At 57.2% G+C, this 24,302-nt stretch carries 20 protein-coding genes; 12 read left to right on the top strand and 8 right to left on the bottom strand.

All coding sequences use genetic code 11. The features are described from left to right. Positions 1 to 1,458 carry a cobyric acid synthase gene (locus tag D1823_RS08425; protein WP_117869494.1) on the bottom strand — a complete coding sequence of 486 codons (1,458 nt, stop codon included), beginning with the start codon at positions 1,456 to 1,458 and terminating at the stop codon, positions 1 to 3. A gap of 62 nt (positions 1,459 to 1,520) precedes the next feature. On the opposite strand from D1823_RS08425, the gene D1823_RS08420 reads away from it, so the two are divergent. Continuing rightward, the gene (locus tag D1823_RS08420) at positions 1,521 to 2,090 is read left to right on the top strand and encodes a cobalamin biosynthesis protein CobQ (protein WP_117869493.1); all 570 of its coding nucleotides are present in this window, start codon (positions 1,521 to 1,523) and stop codon (positions 2,088 to 2,090) included. 87 nt (positions 2,091 to 2,177) lie between these two features. On the opposite strand, the gene D1823_RS08415 is transcribed toward D1823_RS08420, so the two are convergent. Next, complete coding sequence (locus D1823_RS08415) at positions 2,178 to 2,498, bottom strand: DUF6280 family protein (protein ID WP_037310273.1); 321 nt, start codon at positions 2,496 to 2,498, stop codon at positions 2,178 to 2,180. Positions 2,499 to 2,716: 218 nt separating this feature from the next. On the opposite strand from D1823_RS08415, the gene efp reads away from it, so the two are divergent. Next, positions 2,717 to 3,280: an elongation factor P gene (gene efp / locus D1823_RS08410; protein ID WP_117869492.1), complete on the top strand. Its 564-nt coding sequence runs from the start codon at positions 2,717 to 2,719 to the stop codon at positions 3,278 to 3,280. 54 nt (positions 3,281 to 3,334) lie between these two features. Here the strand turns inward: efp and D1823_RS08405 are convergent, their stop codons facing one another. Together D1823_RS08405 and D1823_RS08400 are read right to left on the bottom strand one after the other, a co-directional pair. Next, positions 3,335 to 4,276: an ABC transporter transmembrane domain-containing protein gene (locus tag D1823_RS08405; protein ID WP_117869491.1), complete on the bottom strand. Its 942-nt coding sequence runs from the start codon at positions 4,274 to 4,276 to the stop codon at positions 3,335 to 3,337. A 113-nt stretch (positions 4,277 to 4,389) separates the two neighbouring features. After that, positions 4,390 to 5,127, bottom strand: coding sequence for a folate-binding protein YgfZ (locus D1823_RS08400; RefSeq protein WP_117869490.1), 738 nt, complete (start codon positions 5,125 to 5,127; stop codon positions 4,390 to 4,392). A gap of 73 nt (positions 5,128 to 5,200) precedes the next feature. Between D1823_RS08400 and D1823_RS08395 the strand changes: the two genes are divergently transcribed. The 3 genes from D1823_RS08395 (at position 5,201) to D1823_RS08380 (ending at position 8,452) form a co-directional block, all read left to right on the top strand. After that, positions 5,201 to 5,875, top strand: a complete 675-nt coding sequence (locus D1823_RS08395; protein WP_117869489.1) for a TIGR04283 family arsenosugar biosynthesis glycosyltransferase — start codon at positions 5,201 to 5,203, stop codon at positions 5,873 to 5,875. 868 nt (positions 5,876 to 6,743) lie between these two features. After that, on the top strand, positions 6,744 to 7,514 hold the full coding sequence (locus D1823_RS08385) for an alpha/beta hydrolase (protein ID WP_117869488.1): 771 nt from the start codon (positions 6,744 to 6,746) through the stop codon (positions 7,512 to 7,514). A gap of 98 nt (positions 7,515 to 7,612) precedes the next feature. Continuing rightward, a complete protein-coding gene (locus tag D1823_RS08380; RefSeq protein ID WP_117869487.1) occupies positions 7,613 to 8,452 on the top strand; it encodes a DMT family transporter in 840 nt (279 codons plus the stop codon). Positions 8,453 to 8,491: 39 nt separating this feature from the next. Here D1823_RS08380 and D1823_RS08375 read toward each other — a convergent pair whose 3' ends face one another. After that, positions 8,492 to 8,773, bottom strand: coding sequence for a hypothetical protein (locus D1823_RS08375; RefSeq protein WP_117869486.1), 282 nt, complete (start codon positions 8,771 to 8,773; stop codon positions 8,492 to 8,494). Positions 8,774 to 8,981: 208 nt separating this feature from the next. Between D1823_RS08375 and D1823_RS08370 the strand changes: the two genes are divergently transcribed. Next, a complete protein-coding gene (locus tag D1823_RS08370) occupies positions 8,982 to 9,593 on the top strand; it encodes a hypothetical protein (protein ID WP_117869485.1) in 612 nt (203 codons plus the stop codon). 83 nt (positions 9,594 to 9,676) lie between these two features. Here the strand turns inward: D1823_RS08370 and D1823_RS08365 are convergent, their stop codons facing one another. From D1823_RS08365 to parE, 3 genes are all read right to left on the bottom strand, one after another. After that, entirely contained in the window at positions 9,677 to 10,645 is a 969-nt protein-coding gene (locus D1823_RS08365; RefSeq protein ID WP_117869484.1) for a UDP-glucuronic acid decarboxylase family protein, read from the bottom strand. 330 nt (positions 10,646 to 10,975) lie between these two features. After that, positions 10,976 to 11,518: a hypothetical protein gene (locus tag D1823_RS08360; RefSeq protein ID WP_117869483.1), complete on the bottom strand. Its 543-nt coding sequence runs from the start codon at positions 11,516 to 11,518 to the stop codon at positions 10,976 to 10,978. A 12-nt stretch (positions 11,519 to 11,530) separates the two neighbouring features. Continuing rightward, complete coding sequence (parE, locus tag D1823_RS08355; protein ID WP_117869482.1) at positions 11,531 to 13,489, bottom strand: DNA topoisomerase IV subunit B; 1,959 nt, start codon at positions 13,487 to 13,489, stop codon at positions 11,531 to 11,533. A gap of 735 nt (positions 13,490 to 14,224) precedes the next feature. On the opposite strand from parE, the gene D1823_RS08350 reads away from it, so the two are divergent. The 6 genes from D1823_RS08350 to D1823_RS08325 are packed head-to-tail and all read left to right on the top strand — an operon-like array spanning position 14,225 to position 24,256. Further along, positions 14,225 to 14,887, top strand: coding sequence for a hypothetical protein (locus tag D1823_RS08350; protein ID WP_117869481.1), 663 nt, complete (start codon positions 14,225 to 14,227; stop codon positions 14,885 to 14,887). Positions 14,888 to 14,935: 48 nt separating this feature from the next. After that, positions 14,936 to 19,165 (top strand): PKD domain-containing protein, encoded by a 4,230-nt coding sequence (locus tag D1823_RS08345; RefSeq protein ID WP_117869480.1) that lies wholly within the window; start codon positions 14,936 to 14,938, stop codon positions 19,163 to 19,165. A 16-nt stretch (positions 19,166 to 19,181) separates the two neighbouring features. Further along, positions 19,182 to 20,579 (top strand): S8 family serine peptidase, encoded by a 1,398-nt coding sequence (locus tag D1823_RS08340; protein WP_162896794.1) that lies wholly within the window; start codon positions 19,182 to 19,184, stop codon positions 20,577 to 20,579. A gap of 30 nt (positions 20,580 to 20,609) precedes the next feature. Continuing rightward, positions 20,610 to 21,065 carry a hypothetical protein gene (locus D1823_RS08335; protein ID WP_117869478.1) on the top strand — a complete coding sequence of 152 codons (456 nt, stop codon included), beginning with the start codon at positions 20,610 to 20,612 and terminating at the stop codon, positions 21,063 to 21,065. Continuing rightward, a complete protein-coding gene (locus D1823_RS08330; protein WP_117869477.1) occupies positions 21,058 to 22,032 on the top strand; it encodes a polyprenyl synthetase family protein in 975 nt (324 codons plus the stop codon). The genes D1823_RS08335 and D1823_RS08330 overlap by 8 nt, the downstream gene beginning before the upstream one ends. Position 22,033: 1 nt before the next feature. Beyond that, entirely contained in the window at positions 22,034 to 24,256 is a 2,223-nt protein-coding gene (locus D1823_RS08325) for a geranylgeranyl reductase family protein (protein WP_162896793.1), read from the top strand. Positions 24,257 to 24,302 lie beyond the last annotated feature (46 nt).

Here is a 24,302-nt window from a genome sequence, read left to right as displayed (position 1 = left end):
TCAGCCACGCTGCGGTGGCTGAGCCAGACTTAGCAGCAGGTCAAGATTCATGTGGCGTTCCAGATGATCCGCAAGATCGTTCAGCGCCTGCTCTACACCGTCTTCGTAAGCAATGTCCGACGTCACGCCCAGCGTTGACAAGTAGCGGGCGCGAAATGCGTCTGACGAGAAAATGCCATGCAGATAGCTGCCTTTGACCCGGCCGTTGCTGCTGGCCGCACCTTCTGGTCTGCCTTCGACTTCCAGCCAGGCGCGGGCGCGGTCCGGGCCGTCGGTGTGACCCATGTGGATTTCGTACCCGCTAACCGGTTCCAGGTCGGGCAGGGCATGGGCCGAACGCAGAATGACCTGTTTCTGGCCGCCCATGACGGTATCGACGTTCAACAATCCCAATCCATCAATCTTGCCTGGCCGGCCATCCACGCCATCGGGATCGGAAATGGTTTTGCCCAGCATCTGATAGCCACCGCACAACCCCAGGACATGTCCGCCCCGGCGAACATGGGCATAGAGGTCGATATCCCAGCCCTGTGCCCGGAAATAGGTCAGGTCTCCGATTGTGGATTTGCTTCCGGGCAGCAGAACCAGATCGGCGTCGCCGGGCAGGGGGCGTCCGCCAGGGATGATCTCGACACTTACGCCGGGTTCGGCGGACAACGGATCGAGATCGTCGAAATTCGCCATTCGCTCAAGCTGAGGCACAACGACCTTGCTCACGCCGCCGGTATGGGAACGGATGTCCATCATGTCCTCGGCGGGCAGTTTCCATGCGTCGTGAAACCATGGCACGACTCCCAGACAAGGCCATCCGGTGCGTGCGGAGATGTCTTCGCGCCCTTCGTCAAACAGGGACACATCTCCTTTGAAACGATTGACCGCAAAACCCTTGATCTGCGCCCGGTCTCCTTCGTCCAGCACGACCTGAGTGCCAACGATCTGCGCAATCACCCCGCCCCGATGAATGTCCCCGACCAGAACCACTGGTATCTCCGCGGCACAGGCAAACCCCATATTGGCGATGTCACCCTTGCGCAGGTTGGTCTCAGCCGGGCTGCCAGCGCCCTCGATCAGAACCAGATCAGCGTCGGCGCAGAGCCTGTCAAAGCTTTCCAGCGCTGCTCCCAATAGCTTGGATTTGTCCTTGCGGTAATCTCCGGCCTTCATCATGCCAGCGCGCTGCCCCTGAACGATGATCTGCGCGCCGGTATCGGTTTCAGGTTTCAGCAGAATAGGGTTCATGTCCGTGTGGGGTGTCCGCCGTGCCGCACGGGCCTGAAGGGCCTGCGCGCGGCCAATTTCGCCCCCGTTTTCGGTGACGGCAGCGTTGTTCGACATGTTTTGCGGTTTGAACGGCGCGACCCGAAGCCCCCGACGCGTGTAGGCGCGCGCCAGCCCGGCCACCAGAACTGATTTTCCGACATTGCTGCCGGTGCCTTGAATCATGATGGCGCGAACCATGTTTTGTCTCCTATATGTCAGGGCGCAGATGATCTGATTTGAGCCGAAAGGGAAAGCCCCGGATGAACACGCCAGCGCATCTTTTGATCGGGGCTGCCGCGTTTGCCCGGCCGCCGCAAGGACGTATCCTCTGGGCTGCGCTCCTGGGAGCGTTAATGCCGGACATGTCCCTGTATGTGATGGCGGGCGTGTCCCTTTTTGTTCTGGGCATTCCCGAACAGGTGGTCTTTGGGCAGCTCTACTTTTCCCCGGCCTGGCAGACCGTATTCGCCATAGACAATTCCTTTATCCTCTGGGGGTTGGCATTCCTGCTGGCAGTCTGGAGAGGTTGGCATGTTCTGGCTGTCGGTGCAGCGGCGGGTCTGTTGCATCTTGCGACAGATTTTCTGCTTCATGCGGGCGACGGACGGCCACAGCTCTGGCCTGTCAGCGACTGGGTGTTCCACAGCCCTGTCAGCTATTGGGACAGCGACCATCATGCCTTGTGGGTGGCGCCGGTGTCAGCCTTTGTCTGTCTGGCTGCATATGTTTTGTTGTGGCAGCGTGGATTGCCTGTTTGGGGCAAAGCTCTGTTCGCGACCATGCTGGCGGCTGAATTCTGGGTGGTGCGGCAATGGCTGTTGTTCTTTTGATCCAACAGCTTCATGCCTGACGATCGGGCATAGAAAAACGCGCTCTGATAGGCAGAGCGCGTTTGTTCAATCCAAATCCGCCCTGGTTCAGGCAGCTTCGGCCTGCTGTGCAGCGTTGCGGCGTTCGCTCTCTTCACGCGACAGGGCAACCGACGTGCGGACGCCGCGCCCAACGAATTCCATCAATCCGCTGACAACCCGTTCGTTCGGGTCAATTCCTGCGCAGGACAGCACTTCGCGCCCATCGCGCGAACGCGCCCAACGGGCGATTTGTTCGGGGCCATTGCCGTATTTCTTGTCATCGGCGATAGCATCATCAAGTGCAGCCAACACAACGGCCGCGAAAAGTTTGCGCGCACGATTGCCTTGCTCATTGTTAAAGGCAGTGCCGTCAACGAAATCTCTCATCTCGTTTTCCTTGTTGTTCTTGCTCTTGCATTTTCGGCGTGAGGGTCCTTATGACCGATTAGGTGCGATTCGGATACAGCTAAAATGCATAGTTGCGTTGCGTCACTTGCATGGCTTGCTGCAAGTGCAGCACTAGGTGTCGTTGTCTTGTCAGGTGTGGTCCCGCCAGATATAGGGACCGCAACTGATGCATCAACCGTTTGTGAAGGATTTATGTAATGCCCAAGATAAATGGGAACGAAATTCGCCCCGGCAATGTGCTTGAGCATAACGACGGCCTTTGGGCAGCGGTCAAGGTTGACCATGTAAAGCCGGGCAAGGGCGGGGCTTTTGCACAGGTGGAACTGCGCAACCTGCGCAATGGCTCGAAGCTGAACGAACGCTTCCGCTCTGCGGACAAGGTCGAACGCGTGCGTCTGGAGCAAAAGGATCAGCAGTTCCTGTACGAATCCGACGGGATGCTGGTGTTCATGGATTCTGAAACCTACGAACAGATTGAATTACCTGCAGAATTGCTGGGAGAACGCCGCCCGTTTCTGCAAGATGGCATGACCATTGTTGTCGAGTTCTACGAAAGCGAGGCGCTGAACGCGACGCTGCCGCAGAAAGTGACTTGCAAAATCGTCGAGACCGAGCCGGTGGTAAAAGGTCAAACTGCGGCGAACTCGTTCAAGCCCGCGGTGCTGGACAATGGCGTGAAAGTCATGGTTCCACCCTTCGTCGGTCAGGACGAAATGATCGTCGTGACCACTGAAACTATGGAATATTCCGAACGCGCGTGACGTTTCGTCACGTTTCGCATCAGACCGCGCAGGCACCCGCCGCGCGGTCTTTTCTTATGCGTTGGGTCGATGGCGATAGCGGGTTGGATCCGGGCCAAACAATTCCAGCATCAGTTCGTACTTGATACGATTGGCACTGACCTGGCGATAGAATGCGATCAGAAAGGCAGTGGGCCCCTGAATGCGGCTGAGCCCACTGGTGGCAGCCACCACGGTGCCGACATCCGTTTTCCCTTGCAGGACCAAGTAGCCACCCAGCATCAGTATGCCGACGGTGCCGGCCCCGTTTATCACGCTCAGCAGGAACTTTGCCGATAGTTTCCACAGGAACATCCGCCGCCGCGTGTCGTAAATGTCATCGAACATGGTGTTGATGTCGCGCTCGACGGCTTCGATATCCTCAGTCGTAAGCCGGTCCGTGGCACCGCGCAGAATGCGAACGCGTTCCGCCACGAAAGTGTTCACTTTGCGCTGCGAGGCCAGTACGATGATGATCTGCGGAACGATCATTGAAAGCGCAATCAGCCCCAGACCTGGTTGCGTGGATGAGATGTAGCCGATGACGCTGATCAGCGTTCCGATCTGAACAACCGGATCCGAGAAAGCACCGCCCGCGAATTTTCCCAATTCTTCAGCCTCAGCCGAGATGGCCGTGGTCATGGTGCCTTTGCGAAGGTCTTCGCCGGTTTCCTTCAGGTCAGTCGAGCGCCAAAGCAAGCGCTGGCGGATCAGGCGTATCATGTCTTCGCCCAAGGTTCCTGCGCGAAACCCCAGCACCCATTTCAATGCCAGGCTCAGCAGGATGACCGCCATCATGCCAATGCCCAACTGGATCAGTTTCTCGACCCCGACATCATCGGACGTCAGGTGGTTGACGATGTCGCGCTGAAACTCCAGCGGCACGGCGGCAAGGCCCGCAATGGCAATGGACAGCAGGATAAGTATGATTTGCCGCCCGGCACTGGCGCGCCAGATCGCGGAGTAAAGTCGAAACATGCAGGTATCCGGTTTGCCCCGTTTACCTATACTGTGGCAGCGCTGGACGACAGGTTCAAACTTTACGATACAAGCTGCTGTGCCGGACGTGCCGTTTAGGCAACAAGGTTGGTTTAGTCTTCCAGGCGAACGGTGGCGTCACCGGCCTGCATCTCTCCGCTTGCGCGATCAAATCGCAGATATGCAATCCCGTGCCCGCCTGACTGTGTGTACAAAGTTCCGACAGGTTTGCCATTTGCCGTGATTTCGGTCCCTACTGGAGCAGAGCCCTGAACGCCGACGCGTCGCAGACCTTTGCGCAATTCGGTTTTGTGCTTCATACGCGCAGTCACTTCCTGTCCGACGTAGCAGCCCTTTTTGAAATCCACGCCATTCAGTGCTTCGAACCCTGATTCCAGGATATAACTGTCCGGAGACAGCTCAATGCCTGACTCGGGAATGCAGTGCCGGACGCGCAGCGCATCCCAGTCGGATCCGTCATCGCCCTCTGGTTCGGTGGAATAGGTTCGCCAGCCCATGTTCGGGTGGCGGGGATCGGGCAGGGCGTTTTTCGACGCGGCCCCGGTGCCGCGTTGCAGGTTCAGATCAGCTCCCTCGATCACCACATCTGCACGCAGTTTGTACATCGTCAGACGTTTGACCAGATCATCCGCAAGGTGCTCGGCCACATCCAGAAGAACGCCATCGCCATCTCGTTTCAGGAAGAAATCCGCCAGGTACTTTCCCTGCGGTGTAAGCAGAGCGGCGTAGACCAGCCCGTTGCCCAGCCCCTGAATGTCGTTGGTAATCAGGTCCTGCAAGAAGCTATCGGTATCCGAGCCGGTCAGGCGCAGTATGCGGCGGGTGGGCATGGCTTGGTCCTCGTCATTTCCTCAGGCCTCGTGATATAGGAAGTTCCGATGCCAAGACCAGAGGTTATCAGACGTGCCTGCACCCATTTCCGTTGTGATTCCGACCTTTGATGCCGCTGACGCATTGCCGGCCTGCCTCGAGGCCCTGATGGAAGGGCTGCATGGCGGATTGATCCGGGAGTTGATCGTCAGCGACGCATGCTCAACCGATCATACGCTGGATATTGCAGAAGAGGCCGGCGCGAAGGTTGTGACCGGCTCGCCATCACGAGGTGGTCAGCTACGCCGAGGGTGCGCGGAGGCCAAAGGGGATTGGCTGCTGATCCTTCATGCGGACACTGTGTTGCAACAGGGATGGAGCGTGACCGTGAGCGCCCACCTGCCTTCGGGCAAACCGGCAGCTTTTCGGCTGGCGTTCCGCGCGCACGGTGTCGCTCCAGCGTGGGTGGCTGGCTGGGCCAATCTGCGCAGCAGGGTGCTGGGTTTACCCTACGGAGATCAGGGATTGCTGGTTCCGCGTCACGAGTATCAAACGGCGGGCGGGTTTCCGGACCAGCCGTTGATGGAAGATGTGACTTTGGTACGCGCGCTGCCACGGATTACGATTTTGGAGACCCACGCCTCTACGAGTGCGGAGCGGTATGAGCAGGTGGGCTGGTTTCGGCGCGGCGCTCGGAACCTGTGGACTCTTCTGCGTTACTTTCTGGGGGCTGATCCGCAGGTTCTGGCGCAGGCTTATCGACGCTGAACGTGGTGCGCAGCTCGACCACGGATTTCCCGAGCCGAAAAGGTGCCGCAAAACTGACAAGGCATAGGGCCACAATCTGCAGGACAAGAATATGGGCATTGTCCTGTAGGTATTCCCATTCTTCTTTCAGCTTCCCGACCTGCGCGATCAGGTCGTCATAACTTTGCGCAAGTATCAGGTAGTCGCCCGCAATTGCGGGAACCTTGCGACGCATGTTGTCTATGGCGGTCTGCGTGCTTTCGTCCAGTGAAGTGAAGACAAGGAACTGGTCGATGTCAAATGCATCGGCCTTGGCGGCCATGTCACGTATTTCGTCCATTTCGTCCTTGGACTGACCCCCAACGAGGAAGTGAAGCCCCTGCAAGGGCGCCACCTCATTCGTGACTGCGATGAACAGGGGCAGTTCCGAGTTGCTGGCTGTCGAGGCTGAAAGGAATTCAACTTTTTCACATAAAACGGCGGTGTCCGGGTCAAAGGCCGGATCACAGAACCGCAGACGGAACCGGGCAGCATCTCTGTCAAATGCCAGCGTCGCGGCATAGGCCACGTCGATTTGTCGGTCCAGTCGCGAACTGTCCGACGTGTAAAGCCCGGCCAAAACAGCAACAAGTGCCCCGATGCCACCCAGCACAACCCATACCAGATCAGCCAGTTTCCACGCCCGGTGCCCCGCCGGTTTGCGAAACAGAAACGCGGTGCCGATTGTGCCTATGACAAAGAACAGGATCAGCAGGAGCAATTGATTGTCGGTCACAAAACTCATGGGCCCGATCTTAGGACCTGTGAACCGTCCTGCAACAGGGATCACGGGCAGTTGTAACATCTTGCCACATGCCCATACTCGGTCTTGCGTTGAGGGAGATTGTCCATGCCAAATGAAATTGTACTGATCCACGGGGCTTTTGCTGGACCATGGTGCATGCAGAATTACGCTTCCTTCTTTCGTGATCGGGGTTGGACGGTACATGTCCCGGCTCTGCGCCACCACGGTGGTGATCCCAAGAGCGATCCCGACCCGGAACTGACGAACACCAGCGTCATCGACTACACCGATGACATTGCGGCTTTTGTGCAGGGATTGGACACCAAGCCGGTCATACTGGGACATGCCATTGCGGGTGTAGTCGCGCAGCAGGTGGCCGCACGGGGATTGGCCAGCGCCATTGTTCTTGTCAATCCGAATGCACCTTGGGGAACGTTGCCTGAAACCGACGACGAGCGCGCCGTGCCACGAGCATTGATGGAGGGAGGCGCGTTTTGGAAACAGCACATGCGGGTCGAGTTCGACCTGATGGCTCCGTTTGCTCTCAACAAAATGCCTGAAACGCAGCAGCATGTTGTATTTGATCAACTGGGGCCGGAAAGCGGGCGCGTTATGTTCGAGATGTTCTTTTGGATGTTTGATGACCACCACGCGATTAAAGTCGACTTCGACAAGATAGATTGTCCGGTACTCGTGGTCTCTGGCGCGGAAGATCGCGCCGTTAACCCCAACACCTGCCGGGCCCTAGCTGATCAGTATGGACAACGCGGAACTTTTCTTTTGGTTGAAGACCATGCGCATTTTCTGTTCATGGAGCCGGGATGGGAGCAACCTGTCACAAAAATTGAATCCTGGATAAACAGTCATGTGATCTGAAACAGGCTTGACAACAAACCACCCATTGGAGACATCGCGCCAAGTAATCAGGGCCACAGACCCTTTTTGCGCAAACTCTCTGCGGGAAAGGTTTTGGAGTGACCCTGTTCGTCATCCCTATCATTTTGTCGGCCGCGTTGTTGCATGCCGTTTGGAATGCCATAGTCAAGACAGCGGCGGATCGAACCACAATGCTGGGTTTGGTCGCTTTGGGTCAAGTCCCGCCTGCGGCGGTTATGGTGATGTTGCTGCCGCTGCCAAGCCCAGAGAGCTTTGTCTACATCCTGCTCTCGACCGTTGTGCATTTCGGCTATTACTTCATGCTGGGTAAAGCCTATCAGCATGGTGATCTGAGTGTGGTCTATCCCATCGCCCGCGGTATTGTCCCGGCGCTGGTCTCGCTCTGGGCCATGCTCTTGGTCGGAGAAGTGCTGCCTTTTCAAGCCTGGGGTGGGATCGCCCTGATTGCCGTTGGCATTCAGTTGAGTAGCTGGAAAGCGCTGCGCTCGGGCGTTGGGCGCAGCACACTGCAGTTTGCGCTGGGCACCGGGTTCTGCATTTCGATCTATTCGGTCGTAGACGGGATCGGGGTTCGGCTATCGGGCAATACGCTAAGCTATTGGGCGTGGGGGGCATTTCTGCACCTGTTCATAGCCGGTTTTGTAGGCGTTCGGAAACGAGCGGCCCTCAAAGACCTTCCATCCAAAATATGGATGACAGGTATTCTTGGCGGGCTGGTATCTATGACGGCCTATGGTCTGGTGTTGTATGCCAAGAACTTCGCACCATTGGGCGCGGTTTCGGCGCTGCGCGAGACGTCGGTCATCTTCGCAGCACTGATCGGGTTCATATTCCTCAAGGAAGGCAATTGGGCGCGACGGCTGGGTGCCGCGGTACTCATGGCTGTTGGCATCGCCCTGATAGGAATGGCTGTCTGATCCGGCTGAAAAGCACTGGGTGGCGGTGATATCTCTGGCTTAGCGGCCGACCTGAAACGTGCTTTGTGGTTTCCAGTGCATGTTGCCCTTGTCGTTGCTCACACATCGCAGCAAGCGTTCTTCACGCGTGTTGATCGTTTCTGTGACGGTATTGTCGCCAAAGATCACGATGAAGGAATCCGGGGAATAAGCCAACCCTTTGTAATAGCAAAACCGCGTTTCCGCCCCGTCCGGGATCGGAGAAGCCAAGCTGAGCGTCTGTTGCGCCAGCGTCTGGGTCGCGAGCATGGCTAAGGCCAGCCCAAAAGTCAGTGTTTTCATGTCGTCCTCCCGTCCTGCAAATCTGTTGTCGATCAAAAGGTTTTGGACGCCCGGACCTCAATCATTGTTTTTGTTGCCGCAAGTTTGAACGGGATCAACGGGTTAGGCAACGAAAATCCGACAAGCACAGTGGCAACGCCGTGGGGCGATTTTTACGACCGGTCGTTTCTGTGGTAACATGACCGCATTGTTTTAGGAGAATTGAGAGATGTTCAGACCCTCTGTGGAAGCGATTATGGATGTTATGTCCCAAAAGGATTATGTGGTTTTCGATACCCCTACTGTCGATTGGAACCTGAACATAGTAGGCATTCGCGCCCACCCTGTTTCACCCAAGAAATTCGATGATGTCATGACGGTGTTCCACCGGTTTCTTGGCGTTTGGGATATTGCCTATTACCCGATGACGGCCGATCCAAGCGATCACTACCTGAAGAACCCGATAAACCCGGATGGGACGGCCATTCTGGCGCCGGGGCAATATCGGTCCTGCTACAAGATCGATATTCATAAAAGAGGCCGGCCCGGAGGCCACAAAGCGCTGTGTCAAAGGCTGGGAAACGTTACCGTGTTTCGGGACAACAACGAGGATGGGAACCTGAACCTTGAAAATCCTCAAAGTGGGATGTTTGGCATAAATCTGCACAAGGGGCCAAACAACGGTGATGATGACACTGCGAATACGATCTATTCCGCCGGGTGTCAGGTATTCGCGGATCAGCGTCACTTTGCCGAGTTTCTGCTAAAATGCGAAGCCGGGCGCGACGCGTTTGGCAACAAGTTCACCTATACGCTGCTAGATCAGGCAGATTTCGAATAAGGCGACGCCTTGCGAAGGTTCTTCAAGCGCCGGGGCAGGTCAGGGGCTTTGGTCGTGCCCGGTTCCAAAACCGGGCGTTGGTCCTAGGTCTCGACTTCGGCCTGAAGCTCGCGGAAATACCGGATGGTTGCGTTCAGCCCTTCTTTCAGCTGCACTCTGGGTTCCCAGCCCAGAAGGGTCCGCGCCAGAGTGATATCGGGCTGACGCTGTTTCGGGTCATCCTCTGGCAATTGCTTGAAACTGACGGGGGTTTCGGCCCCCACAAGGGCCTGCACTTCGCGGGCCAGTTCGTTCATCGAGAATTCATTGGGATTGCCCAGATTGACCGGGCCAGTGACGTCTGTGCCGGTCTCCATCAACCGGATGAACCCTTCGATCAGGTCATCCACATAACAGAAAGACCGGGTTTGCGTACCGTCGCCAAAGATCGTGATCGGCTCGCCGGTCAGCGCTTGCATGATGAAGTTTGACACCACGCGCCCGTCGGCGGGGTGCATTCTGGGCCCGTAGGTGTTGAAAATCCGGGCGACCTTGATCTCAAGCCCCATCTGCCGGTGGTAATCGAAGAACAGCGTCTCGGCGCAGCGTTTGCCTTCGTCGTAGCACGAACGCGGACCAACCGGGTTGACGTTGCCCCAATAGTCTTCGGTTTGGGGATGGATGGTGGGGTCACCATAGACTTCGGAGGTCGAGGCCTGAAAGATCTTGCATTTCAGCCGCTTCGCCAGACCCAACATGTTGATCGCGCCATGCACGCTGGTCTTGGTCGTCTGCACCGGATCGTGTTGGTAATGCACGGGCGAGGCCGGGCAGGCGAGGTTATAGATCTCGTCCACTTCCACAAACAGAGGGAAGGTCACATCGTGGCGCATGAACTCGAACCGCGGGTTGTTGTGCAGATGGTCGATATTGCGCTTGGTGCCGGTGAACAGGTTGTCGACGCACAGAACCTCGTGCCCCTGATTCAGAAGCCGGTCGCACAGATGCGAGCCCAGAAACCCGGCCCCACCGGTTACGAGAACACGTTTTCGACTGTCATAAAGGCGGGCCATTGCAAATCCTTAATCGTTAAATCCAAGCCAGCATGTCACGGGGAAGCCGGTTCTTGGTTTGATTTGTAAACCGAAGAGGTTTGAATTGCAGTATATTTTGGTTTTTTGAGGGCGCGTGTGGTGTCGGTGCGTTTCTAGTTCACGCAAGATATTAGGAGCGGCTTCATGCACGTTTGACCCGCTCACATGGCTTTGCGATAGGTTTGTACCGCGGCAGCAGAAGAGCTGATATCCTATTTACTTCCCAATCGTATGCGGTGAGAAGTTGTTTCACCCTCGTAGTGGAGAGTATTGAAAATACTGGTTCTTCTTACAAGTTTTCACGTTTTATCAATTTAGATACGCTTTCAGTGCGTTGCTGTTCCAAAACGCTACAAAGGCCAGTGCTATCGGTGTAAGTACTTGCGCAAAGAAAAAGTACTGCATGTCGGCATAGCTGGCGATATTTCTAATCCTCCTGAAACGCTTGGTTAGACTATGTAGAAGCTCCTCCGAACTAAGGTTATTTGGCCTCAACATAGCTGGTACCAAGTCAGTTTCCGCGACGGTGTAAGTCTCTGATGAGGCCATGTCATCGTAGATTTTTTTCAATCGCTCAGATGGGGTTCCAGACTCATAGCGAGTCAGTAAAGTGCTTTCATAAACCGAAGCTCCCTCTGCCAGCAATTTCAATAAGAAAACAGAGAAAAAATAAAGCAAGCTCAGCTTTAGAAGAACAATTAAATTCGCAATGTCGAACTTTGCTTCAAGTCCCAGAATTTTCAGTGTTTGGTTGGAGAACTCAAAAGTCGACGCTAACAAAATTGACACCGAAGTGATGATCACTGCTTTTCTAGATTTCTTAAAGTCATCATGGTCTAAATATTGTACCATAACTACTGTTTCCTAAACATCCAACTCCTCCACAAACCGGGCGTTCTCCTGAATGTATTGGAACCGCAGTTCGGGTTTTTTGCCCATCAGGCGCTCGACCAGATCGCCGGTCTCCCCGGGTTCGTCCTCGTCAATGGTGACCCGGATCAATTTCCGGGACGCGGGGTCCATCGTGGTCTCTTTCAGGTCCTTGGCGTCCATCTCGCCCAGACCCTTGAAGCGGGACACGTCGATCTTGCCCTTGCCGCCCAGACCTTTTTCAAGCCATTCGTCACGCTCGGCCTCGTCCAGACAGTAAACGCGCTTGGCCCCCTGGGTCAGGCGATACAGAGGTGGGCAGGCCAGATACAGGTGGCCCGCGTCAATCATGGGCCGCATCTGGGTGAAGAAGAACGTCATCAGCAGCGCGGCGATATGCGCGCCGTCCACATCCGCGTCGGTCATGATGATGATCTTGTCATAGCGCAGGTCATCGACGTTGAACTTGGTGCCAAGCCTCACACCCAGCGCCTGCGTCAGGTCGTTGATCTCGGCATTGGTGCCCAGTTTCGAACTGGCCGCGCCCAGTACGTTCAGGATCTTGCCGCGCAGGGGCAGCAGGGCCTGCGTTTTGCGATTCCGGCCCATTTTGGCAGAGCCGCCCGCAGAATCGCCCTCGACGATGAATAATTCCGTGCCGTCCCGTGTTGAACTACTACAGTCCACCAGCTTGCCGGGGAGACGAAGTTTTTTAGTGGCGGACTTGCGTTGTGTTTCCTTCTCGGCCCGTCTGCGCAGGCGTTCCTCGGACCTCAGGATAAGGAAGTCCAGAATCGCGCCAGCTGATTTATTGTCCGCGGCCAGCCAGTTGTCGAAATGGTCGCGGACCGCGTTTTCGACCAGCCGCTGTGCCTCGACCGTCGCAAGGCGGTCTTTGGTCTGGCCGACGAATTCCGGTTCCGAGATGAAGCAGGACACCAGCGCGCAGCCGCCGGTGATCAGGTCCTCGCGGGTGATTTGCGCGGCCTTTTTGTTGTTGATCAACTCTCCGTACGCCTTGATGCCCTTGAGGACAGCAGCCCAGAACCCGGCCACATGGGTGCCGCCTTCGGGGGTGGGGACGGTGTTACAATAGGACTGGATGAACCCGTCGCGCGAGGGCGTCCAGTTGATCGCCCATTCGACCTTGCCGGGGGTGTTGAACTTTTCCTGAAAATCCACGGTGCCCGCAAAGGGTTGGTCAGCATAGGTGGAGGAGCCGTTCATCGTCTCCTTGAGGTAATCGGACAGGCCGCCGGGAAAGTGAAAACTGGCCTCTGTCGGGGTTTCACCGTCATCGATGGCGGATTTCCAGCGGATTTCTACGCCTGAGAACAGGTAGGCCTTGGAGCGGATGGATTTGAACAGGCGGGCGGGTTTGAACTTGTGATGGCCAAAGATGTCGGGATCGGCATGAAACGTCACCGTGGTCCCGCGTCGGTTTGGGGCCGCGCCGATCTTTTCGACAGGACCCAAGGGAACGCCGCGCGAGAAACGTTGTTCATACAGCGTCTTGTCGCGGGCAACCTGAACGACCATCGAATCTGACAGAGCGTTCACTACGGACGCACCCACGCCGTGCAGGCCGCCCGAGGTCTGATAGGCCTTGCCCGAGAACTTGCCGCCCGCGTGCAGGGTACACAGGATCACCTCAAGTGCCGATTTGTCAGGAAACTTGGGGTGCGGGTCAATCGGAATGCCACGCCCGTTGTCGCGAACGGTCAGGGCATAGTCCGCATGCAGCTCAACCTCGATCCGGTTGGCATGGCCTGCCACCGCTTCGTCCATCGAGTTGTCGAGAATCTCGGCCACCATATGGTGCAGCGCACGCTCATCGGTACCGCCGATATACATGCCGGGGCGTTTGCGGACCGGTTCCAGACCTTCGAGCACCTCAATTGAGGAGGCGTCATAAGTTGTGGTCGCTTCTGGCGTCAACAGATCGTCGGGCATGGGTGCTGCTCTTGTTTTTGAGTTTCCCCCATTATGGCAGGTGATGTGGTCCGGGGGAAGGGGGGCGCGAGGTGTTGTGGATGGATTGAGGGCGCTGAGCCGTTGGCTGCCTGTACATTGTGTCGAACACCAAGATTGGCCACCACGCTGCCTGCCTCCACGACGCGAGCTGGTTCCGCAGTGCCGTTATCGACCGAAGAAAGGCCGGCATCCCTTGCTGAACATCGCGCGATAAACCCGTCCGATACGACAAGCGCCGCGGCAAACGCTGTACGCATCGGGTTCTTGTTCGGACGCCGGCAGGGCTGGCGCCACGCCGCAACCTGCTGGGATAAATGTCCGAAGATCTTCCTGTCGGCCATCGCTGTCGTGTCGGATAAACTTCCTTCTTTCGGGCGGCAAGAGAGTTGTAACCGGTATGGCATACACATTTGGGTTTGGTGGAATCGTGTCTAGATTCAATTCGCTGTCTGGAAAACTCAATCCTAAAAGCTCAAGCCAGCCGAGGTATTTTCGAGAGAATCCTCTTTGGTGATTTTGCCAAATGAAGCAGTGTTTGCACCAGATCAAAACCCTTTCTCCAGCTGTCGATATCGGTTCAGTGCAGCCAAGTGGCGCCTCCGGATCATTGACGGAATCACTGGAAAAATATAACGTGAACGCAGACTCCCAAATTATCCATTTATGAGTACCAAGCGTTCATGAGTTACGATTTTTCGTAATTGGAAGGCTGCTATGGCTACGTTTCAGGACGTTCAGGCAGCAGTGCACGATATTGCTGCGCGTTTGAATGTTACCCCAGAGCTTGCTCGCGCTGCGCTAATTAACCCGCTGTTGGCGCTTGAGGAACTTGGGTTCGATCTGGATCTTTCAGGTCGGCTTGAGCTGGAGGACAGGGCGCGGTTTTCCAAGAAACAGATCGTTGAACGCAAAAGCTTGCGGAAAAAAATTTTCGTCGCGGCCGGGCATGAATTTGACCCCGGGCAGGAACACGACCTAGCAGCGGTGCTTTTCGATGAGTTGAAACTGGGCGAGGAAAATTCAAAACGCCCTGACCTGTCCCCCTTGTCCATGCCGAAACGAAGAGTGCGTTCTTCCACTTCCAAAGTGAAGATTGCGAGGGTCAAGGCATCGGAAATCGCCCGTCAGTTTTCTGTGAAAGCCAAGGGCAACTCAGTCGCCGGGCTGGATCCAAGCCTGATCGGAGCCGCGAAAATTCCCGACCCGCTGGAATCATTGAACAAGGCTCACAAAATCATCTCTCCATTGCTTGCCTACAGGCAACTTGATGCAACGGTACCGCGCTTCGCGCCCGCGTCGCTCTATCATGCCGTGCGATCCGGAAAACGCAGGCTTGTCAATATCACGCCCCGCGCCGTTGTCACCGGCACTGCTTGAAGACACCCGGGCGCGATTCCGTCGCGTCGATAGACCGAGGACGTCAGGATGGCAAATACAAGAGGATATGAAGTCGTCGTTGAAGCCTCGGAAGAGGTCCTGCGAAAGGTCATACGGGGGGCGTGGAAGTCTGCAGAATGCGACGATGACCCCGGCGATGAAGGCCGCATTCCCGAATTCATGGATGTTCCCGCGGGTGAAACCTTTGGTGGTTTCGTCGTAGCTGACGGATCTGTTCAGATTCCCGAAGACCAGTTGGACGCAAGCCTGCGCCCGGACATCACCGGTGCCGAAATCCAACTTGGTGTTTTGATCGAGATCGAGATTGAAAACCCACCGGTTCCTTCCGCGCAAATGCTGACGATGACGGCTGATCTTGCTGCGGCTGCGCCCATTGGTCTGATTCCCGGGCGACAGGATGTGGGATGGCTGTTGGACGGTATGCCCCGCAATCAGGTGTCAGCCACTCTGACCAGCGGCGACCCTATTGCCGCCAACATCGATTTGTATGCAACCGAATTCGTGGACAAAGCCTATGAGAACGGTGGCCCGGGTGGACCGATTGACCCGGCCTTCCCATCCATCCCCCATGTTATCGATGAGACCGCGCTGCCATTTGCCTTGGGAGCGTTGACGACGGATGTCCATGCCGAAATATTCAACGACGACTCGGTCGCGGCGCACGATATTGAAACCACCGTGTCCGGCGGTGACATAACAATTTCGCTGCCGGTCTATCTGCGGATGTTCAACATTGTTGTCGGCCCGGCGGTACAGCTCTTTTTCAATCCGCAGGATCCAATGGGGATCGAAACGCGGATCAACATTACGGCACCTTTCAGCCGGGTTGGTTCAGAGTTCCGTACAGATTTGAATGCGGCCATCGTCACCGTGGACGCGATCAATCCGGCCGGTCCGGAGTATGGGCCAGAGGGTGACAACTATATCGATAACCGCGATCAGCTTGCGGCAATCCCGTTGGTCGCGATTGACCTCGACGCCCAGATTTCCAGCGAACTGGTGTCGCGCGGGCAGGAACTGGCCAGTGGCCTGGGCGAGATTTCCATTGCTGCCCCGACCGTAGCCGAAATCGAAGAATTCATCGGCGACTTCTTTCACCGGGATCTGGAAGCACGCGACTTCGTTTACATCTGGGGGCCGGAGGCAACGGACGAAGAGTTTCAGGTCGACAGCATCACCGTCGGAGTGACAAACGAGTTTCTGGCCATCGCCTTGAACGATGATGGTGGCGGTGACGTAGGCGGGCTTGCCAATTTCATTCCGGCTGACAGGGATTTTGCAATTGCCATCAGCGCGGCCCAGGTCGAAGCGTCGATTGAAGCTGCTCGCATTGAAGCCGAGTTGTCGGATGATGACCTTCCGAAGACGTTTACGCCTGACGGGCGCGAAGTCCGGCTGACTGATCTGGACGTGAGCCTCAGGGCAGGGGCGATCAGAATATCGGGCAAAGTGACTGTTGTAGACGCGATCCTGGGCAGCATTGATGTGGACGCCGACTTTTTCAACGACGTCGGTTTGCGCTGGCAGCCGAACGGTTCGCTGGGCCCAGACGGCGGGCAGCAAATGGATCACTTTGAAATCGACAGCGATGTCGATCCCGAAGAGTCCGTGCTGCTTTGGGTGCTGACGGCAATCGCCGCGATTTTGTCGTTCGGAGCTTTCGGAATTCTGGGCGCACTGGTTGTTGTGATCGTGGCACTTGTCGTTCGCGGTATTGCCGAAAGCATGGGCAGCGAAATCCTGTCTGATGAAGTTACGAATACGGTTACGGGCATCACCGGCTGGCCGGAAAACCTTGCCAGGATCGGAAGGGTCGAGGCGGTTTTTTCGGACCCGATCGTCATTGATACGGACGGCCTTGAAATCGCCGGAGATTTCACTGTTATAAGCAGCTGTGAGGCCACGGATGTCGTCCCGGCGGATTCGGGTGGGGCACGGTCGGGTGCTGCGGCGTCCTCCATGTCGCTCTCGGCTGTGAATGAACACCCTGACGCAGGCTACGAATGGTTGCCGGGTGACGGAACTCCGGCCGCAGTTTTGCCTTCGATCCAGCATGTCTATGCGGCAAGTGGTGTCTACACCGCGAAACACGCGCTGACGATCAACCAACCGGGCGGCGCGCGCAGCCGCAGCTTCTCGCTTGTTACCGTCGAAAACGTGCCGCCGACAGTGGATGCCGGACCTGATCTGACGGTGCAAGAAGGCGAAGAGGTCGCGCTGATTGCACGGTTCAGAGATGTCGAATACCCCGACACGCACGAATCCATGTGGTATTTCGGTGATCACCACGCGCCCAAACCTGGTGTGATTTCTGAAACAAACACACCTCCCAAGGCGACAGGTACCTCGACCGTGACCCATGCCTGGTGCGACAATGGTGAATATACTGTCACGGTGCGCATTCGCGACGTCAATGGTGGCGAGGCCATCGACACCTTGCGTGTCACCGTCACCAATGTTCCGCCCGAGGTCGAAGCTGGCCCGGATCTCTTTGCATATGTCTGCACACCGATCACGTTTGTCGCTGATTTCCGGGATCCCGGCTGGTGCGACACGCATACAGCCAAGTGGGATTTCGGCGATTGCAGTGAACCCCGCACGGCCTTGATCGAGGAAACGAACGAACCGCCAGCGGCCGAAGGCACAGCGACCGCCACGCATGTCTATAACAGGTGTGGTGATTTCCGGGCCATCTGTACAGTCATGGATGACGACGGCGACTTTGGTCAGGACGAGCTGACCGTCCGCGTCGTGCATTTGTTGAACCCCGGCTTTGAAGACGGGTTCCGTTCTCTGCCAGCGGGCAATGTTGGCCGTTTCTGGACTCCTTATGCATGGCTGACCGATTTGGCTGCCTTCCACGCTGGTAAGGGCAATCCCGTTCCGAAATTGGCCCCGATCCCTGCCGATGCCTTTGACTGCGAAGGTTGCATCGTCCGGACCGGTGACAGGTCCCAACGGGTCATCGCGCAACGCGGCCTTCGCGTCGGTATCTGGCAATCACTGGGCACAAACCCGGGGTGGGACTATGAGTTCTCATGTTGGTTCACAACAGAAGCCCGCAGAGCTGGCGGCTATGCTCTTGGGTTGGACCCGCGCGGTGGTGACGATCCGCGAGCGCCCTGGGTGGAATGGTGGACCGACGACCTGGACGGTGCCTGGCGGCAATTGCGGGGTCGTGTGACGGCGGAAGCCGAAGCCGTAACGGTATTCCTGGAATTCAGCGGAGATGATCCGCGCAACAATGTGCTTGGATACATTGATGATTGTGCGTTCATCGCGATTCAACCGCATTGCCCGGACCAGCCTAAACCCGATCCGGAAATTCCCCCGCGTGAACGTTGCATTGATTTCCGCGGCCAGAAAGTGCCTTCCCGCCATCCTGTTTTGAATGTCGGCGGTGTACGGTTCTTGCCAGCCAAGGGCGGCATTCTTCAGATCATTGGCGGTTTTCAGCCGCAAGGCACACCCAAACTGTTGCTTTCCATCGCCGGTGTCTTTGCCCATCTGCCGGTCGTCGCTGACTGGGCCCGCTTCAAGGTGAGCTTTGGTGGCGGAAAGCCGATAACGATTATTGCACTTGATGCGGACGGCAAAGTCCTGATGACGCAGACAGGAACGCAGCAGCAGGGTGTACAGGTCATAGAGGTTCAGGCGAGCGGGATAGTGACCCTCGTCATGCGGGCGCAGGAAGGAGCGTTGATCGAGCTGTGCTTCCGGCCGGAACAATCCCGCAGCACGCCTTCGGCAGAGCCTGTACCGGGGCCCGGCATCATCGTGAATCCGCGTTTCGACCGCGCCGTCGCCCCGGCTATGTTCAGCGTGGAGGCGATCGAGGAGGATAGCACCGTGACCGGAACTAACAGCAACCGTCCGTTTGGATTGTCCGAGGCGGCGTGGGGCAAGCTGGACACTCAGCTTCAATCCAAATTGGCGCAAGCCGTAACAGACAGTGATGATCAGGATGCGGTACAAGTCATCTTGCGTCTGGCTCCTGACGCGGGTCGCGATGCGCCTGTTTTCCGGCGTGCTGAAACAAAGGCGCGCGAAGATTACTTCCGCCGGCGCACACAGTCTCTGGTTGATACGCTTGAAAACCTGGGCGGCACCGGGGTCAGGGAACTCTGGCTTGTTGACAGTATCGCAGTTGAGCTGTCGCCCGGAGCCATTGCGACAATCGCCAATGATACCTCTGTCGTGATGATCACCCATTCCACCGAGCGTCATGCCATTCCTGAAAATCCAATTAGACCATGATCCAAAGGAGCACAAAATGTCCGAGTTAAGCCAGGATCACGTTGATCGCTTCGAGAGAGCGGAACGTCGCGAAATCGAGAAGCTTCGTGCCGAGTTTGGCAGCGAGTCCATCTCCAAAATGGACAGCATTGTTCTGCGCGACCTCTTGGCCAACAGAAAGGAAGCGCACCTGAACGCTTTGCTTGGCCATACAGAAACGGCCCAGCTTCCCCGGCATCGTGTGCTGGTCTTGCTGCGCAGCGGCAGGACATCACCTGATCGCGCACCACGCGCGTTCGACAGGCGTCAGCGTCGTCGTTTGATCATGCAACACCGCCGCCATGGCGAAGACGTGGTGGGACAGATTGCCAAGAGCTTTGGCGAGCGTGAAATCGAGGTCGAGCAGACCTTTTGGCTGAACCACAGCCTGGTGGTCTGGGCCGATGACCAGCGCCTGACTGACATTGCCGGGCGCGCCGATGTTCTGAAGGTGGCTCATTGCAAGAATCAAATCCTGATTGATCTGGATAACAGCCGTCCGCTTATCAATGCCGATGCCGTTGAAGCCAGCGGAATCACCGGTGCCGAAGTGGACGTCGCAGTTCTGGACACCGGCGTGGACCAGACACACCCTGAGCTTGCTGCGAACTTCGGCACACAACAGGATTTTACCGGCGAGGGGTTGGGCGACCTGAACGGGCACGGGACCCATTGCGCGGGCGTTGTTGCCAGCAATGGCGCGACCTTCCGGGGCGTCGCTACAGGGGCGGTCATTCACGATTACAAGCTTTTGAACCAATTCGGCAGTGGGAACGCCCCCAACTGCGTGTCGGCAATCCAGCAGGCCGTCGCGGACGGAATGGATGTACTTTCAAACTCCTGGGGCTTCACCCATAGAAACGGGAATTGGGTCGATCCAGACGGGACATGCGTTTTATGTGTCGCCGCGGACGCGGCTTCGACAGCCGGCGTGACCTTCGTGGTGGCCGCAGGCAACGAGGGCAATGACAGTTGCGGCACCTATGACACGCGCATTCGCTGTCCGGGTATTGCGCGGACCGTGATTACCGTCGGCGCAAGCGATGACAGTGACAACATGGCCGGCTTCTCCAGTCCCGGACCAACGCCGGATGGGCGCGACAAACCGGATGTCACCGCCCCTGGCGTGGATATCGTTGCGTCGCGATCGGCGACCGGCAATGACATGAATGGCGGCGCGACTGTAATCGATCCGCTTCATCTAGAAGCCAGCGGCACCTCCATGGCGTGTCCTCATGTCGCCGGGGTCGCGGCACTGATGCTGCAACAAAACCCGACACTGCTGCCAGCTGACATCAAGGCAGTACTCATGGCTACCGCCGTCGACATTGGCGCGCCGACCACGCAGCAAGGTGCCGGGCGTGTGGACGCTCGAGCAGCTGTCGGCTCGGTCTGATTTGGAAAATTTGGAACGGAGGATACGAACGTGGCAGACTATGAACAGCGGATGCAGCCGGAAGAGGGTGCAAAGGCAGTTGAAAAACTGGCCGAAGATGCTTTGGCGGGTTTCAAGGCGGACGCCAAGAAGGAATATGCTGAACTGGTCAAGCAGTACGAGGGGGCCAGTGCAACGGTCGGTGTTTTTGGTATGGGGTCGGTCGAGGTCTCGGTCATGAGCGGCGAAGTTCATATCAACCCGAACCAAAAGCGCAAAGGGAAGGGCCGGGGAGTCGGCGCGATCTCACCGGAAGCTCTTGTAGCTATTTACGAAGGCAGGATGACCGTAATGGACGCCTTCCACCGTGGTGAGATTGTTGTTCGCGCCGAGTCCGCAGCATTGCACGAGGGCTACGACAGTTTCATCAGGAACTCCGAAGCGGCGCTCAGGTCGAAGCGTTTGCAGAAGACGCTGGCGCAGTTCCGCAAGATTGCGGATGTCTGACTGGTTGCAAGACGAACAGGTCCGGGCCACGATACCCCAAGTTGAAGCATCAATGTTGGATGCCGCCGCCTCGGACCAGCCGGGGTTCGAAGAGATTGCAAACTGGCTTATCGGGGCCGGTGGAAAACGGTTGCGACCAATTCTTCTGCTGCTTACAGCGCGAAGCCTCACCGACAAAGAAGGACGCAAACGCGCAGTTCAGGCGGCGGCGGCCGTTGAAATGATCCATGTGGCGTCGCTCTATCATGACGACGTCATGGACCGGGCCGAACTTCGGCGTGGAGCGGAAAGCGTGAATCGTCGCTGGTCTTCGCCCATCGCCAGCTTCGCCGGAACATTCATTCTGGCCCGTGCAATAAACCTGTTGGATTCCATCAGCCCCAAGGCCTCTGAGCTGGCTGGCAAACACTGTGCAGCGCTGTGTCTGGGGCAGTTGCGCGAAGCAGAAAACGCTTACAACGCAGATTGGACCATTGAAGAGCATCTTGAAATGCTTGAGGGCAAGACGGCCGAACTGTTTGTCCTCGCAGCATCGCTGGGGGCGATGCTGGCTGACGTAAGTGATCAGGATCGAGATTCACTGATCACGTATTCAAAGTGCCTCGGCCTTGCGTTTCAGCTTCGTGACGATGTTCTGGACTACATTGCAAGCAGCGCGGAGCTTGGGAAAGGGTCCACCTCTGATCTGCGCGAAGGCGCCTATACGATGCCGGTGCTCCTGTGCCTGGGCCAGAACGGTCAGGCCGCCGATGAATTGCGGGCCAGGTTGAGGCTGGCCGACATGCAAGATGCGGACATTTCGCGTGTTGTCGAGATCATTCGCAATTCGGGCGCGGTCGAAGCTACCGAAAAGCTGGCGCGGGACAAATCCGAGGCAGCCGTACAGGTCATCTCGGGGCTTGAAGATCATGTGCTGCGCGACTCGCTGGCAAACCTCGCCCGGCTCTCTGTCGAAAGGAGGGCCTGACATGGACGGTCACGGTCCTCTTGCGGACGATCTGCCGCTTGCGACACCTTCGGAGGCCGCGGCCGAGACATGGGACGCCATCATTGTCGGTGCGGGGCCCGGCGGCAGCGCCGCCGCCATCGAACTGGCGCGAAGAGGTCGAAAGGTCATTCTGATCGACCGTGAGGATTTCCCTCGGGACAAAAGCTGTGGAGACGGCATCACCCGGTCCGGCATCTCTCAGTTGAAACGCCTCGGCATTCTGTCCGCGCTTACCGATCAACAGGAGGTCGAAGGTGTGCGCGTCCATATGCGCAACAGGGGCCACAGGGACTTTCGATACGAAGGCGAAAACGACTACGGGTTGGTTGTGCCTCGTTTGATACTGGATGACTGTCTTTTGCGTCAGGCCCGGGCGGAAGGTGCGGCTTTCATGCCGAAATGCCGCGCCGACGATCTGGTAACGGATGAAAGCGGGACTGTCACAGGCGTCAGCGCGCGCATGCAGGATGGCACGACAGTGGTTCTGACCGGGTACATGGTCATCGCCGCAGACGGGGCCGCGTCTCGATTGGCGAAAGCTGCGGGATTGCGGGAAACACCCGAACAGGGCTATGGCACGGCACTTCGCGGCTATGTCGACGGCTGCGGTGACACTCCGCCACTGCTCGAAATAATGCTGCCGTTGACTGATGTTACGGACCGGTACCTGTTGCCGTCCTATGGCTGGGCGTTCCCAACAGGGAAGGGAACTGCAAATGTCGGTGTCGGACTGTTCTGTCGGGCGTTTGACACCAATGTCAGGACACTTTTCGATCAATTTCTGGACGTGCTTCGAAAGGATTATCCAGAGTACTCGGGCATTCAGTTGTCCGGCACGACCTTGGGGGCACCGCTGAGGTTCGATTTCGCACCAGAACGTGCCGCCAATTCGGGTCTGTTGCTGGTTGGTGACGCCGCAGGTCTTATCAGCCCGTTTACAGGCGAAGGAATCAGCTTTGCACTGGAATCCGGTGCGCTTGCGGCTCAAACTACTGATCGGTGCCTCCGCACAGGGGCAGGCCCCTGGGTGGCGGCGGATGATTATGCGCTTCTGCTGGGTGATCGCTTTGCCGGGTACTTCACGCTCGGGAACCGCGCAAGCCGCCGATACGAATTCATTTGGCGCGTGCTGGACGATACGTTCGAAAGCGAAAAGCCGGTCCACAACATGCTGCGCCGTGCCGTTTTGGTACCTGAAGGCACAGGCAATGATGTGGAAAGCGCCATGTTGGACGACGTATCGCCACTTGTGCGTGTGCCTGAGATGCCGCTGGGTGACGACCTGCGTGATGTCGGTGCGCGCCTCAATCGCATCGTGCGCACCGATTGGCCGTTTCTGACGCGCATGTCCTTCGCGGGCAAGCGGGCTGACATGGTTGCGTTCCGACCTTCGCTGTTGCTTTTGCTGACGTCCTATCTTGGTGATGTTGAGGCAAAAAGACGTCGGGCCGCGGCCACGGCACTGGAGCTTGCGTATCTTGGATTTCTTGCCCAAAGCGGCATACGAGGAATCGAGGTTGCCGCTGTAACAGCCGACGCCACAGCCAACTGGGGCGACAAGCTTGGGATACTCACAGGCGACTACTTGTTGGCGAAAGCACACGAAGTCGGCGCACGGGACTGCCCGGATCTGGTTCCAGAAATTCTGAGTGCCATGGCCTCGGCGTGTGAAGGCCGAGTGTCCGAGCTTCGGACCGCATGGCAACCGGATCTGACGGTCGAAATGCGCATCGCGCAAATGCGGCAATGTATGGCTGCATTCTTCAGACTGCCCTGCGAACTCGGCGCGATGCTTGCAGAAAAAAACGATCTTTTGAACGCCCTCTGCGACTATGGCGAGAACCTTGGTCTGGCTTACCTGTTGACCGAGGATGAACTTGCCCTGGACCGCCCTTCGGGCAGCACACCATTTGCGTCAGACCTTTCCAGCGGCCTATTCAGCGTGCCCTTTCTCAAGGCGGCCCAGGGGCAAAAAGGGGGCGCGGCAGCCCGTGCTTTCATCAGTCACCGCGACCCCGCGCGGTTTTTGGCAGAGATTTCCCAGACCACGCGCCATATCAAGAGGCAGCAATTACCTGAAAAATACCGCGATCAGGCAATAGAGGCACTAAGCTTCTTGCCACAGGGCGGCGTGGCAAAATCGCTTTCGGCCCTCGCAGGTTATGCGGTAAGCCGACAGGTCCCAAAACGCCGCGTGCTGTGAAGGTGTGATCCAGGTTCCGAGGTGTCCCGCTGCCAGTCAAAAGCGC

Source organism: Ruegeria sp. AD91A, from assembly GCF_003443535.1.
Lineage (GTDB): Bacteria > Pseudomonadota > Alphaproteobacteria > Rhodobacterales > Rhodobacteraceae > Ruegeria.
The sequence above is the reverse complement of the archived record's forward strand: the minus strand, read 5'-3'. Positions and strand labels throughout refer to the sequence as shown.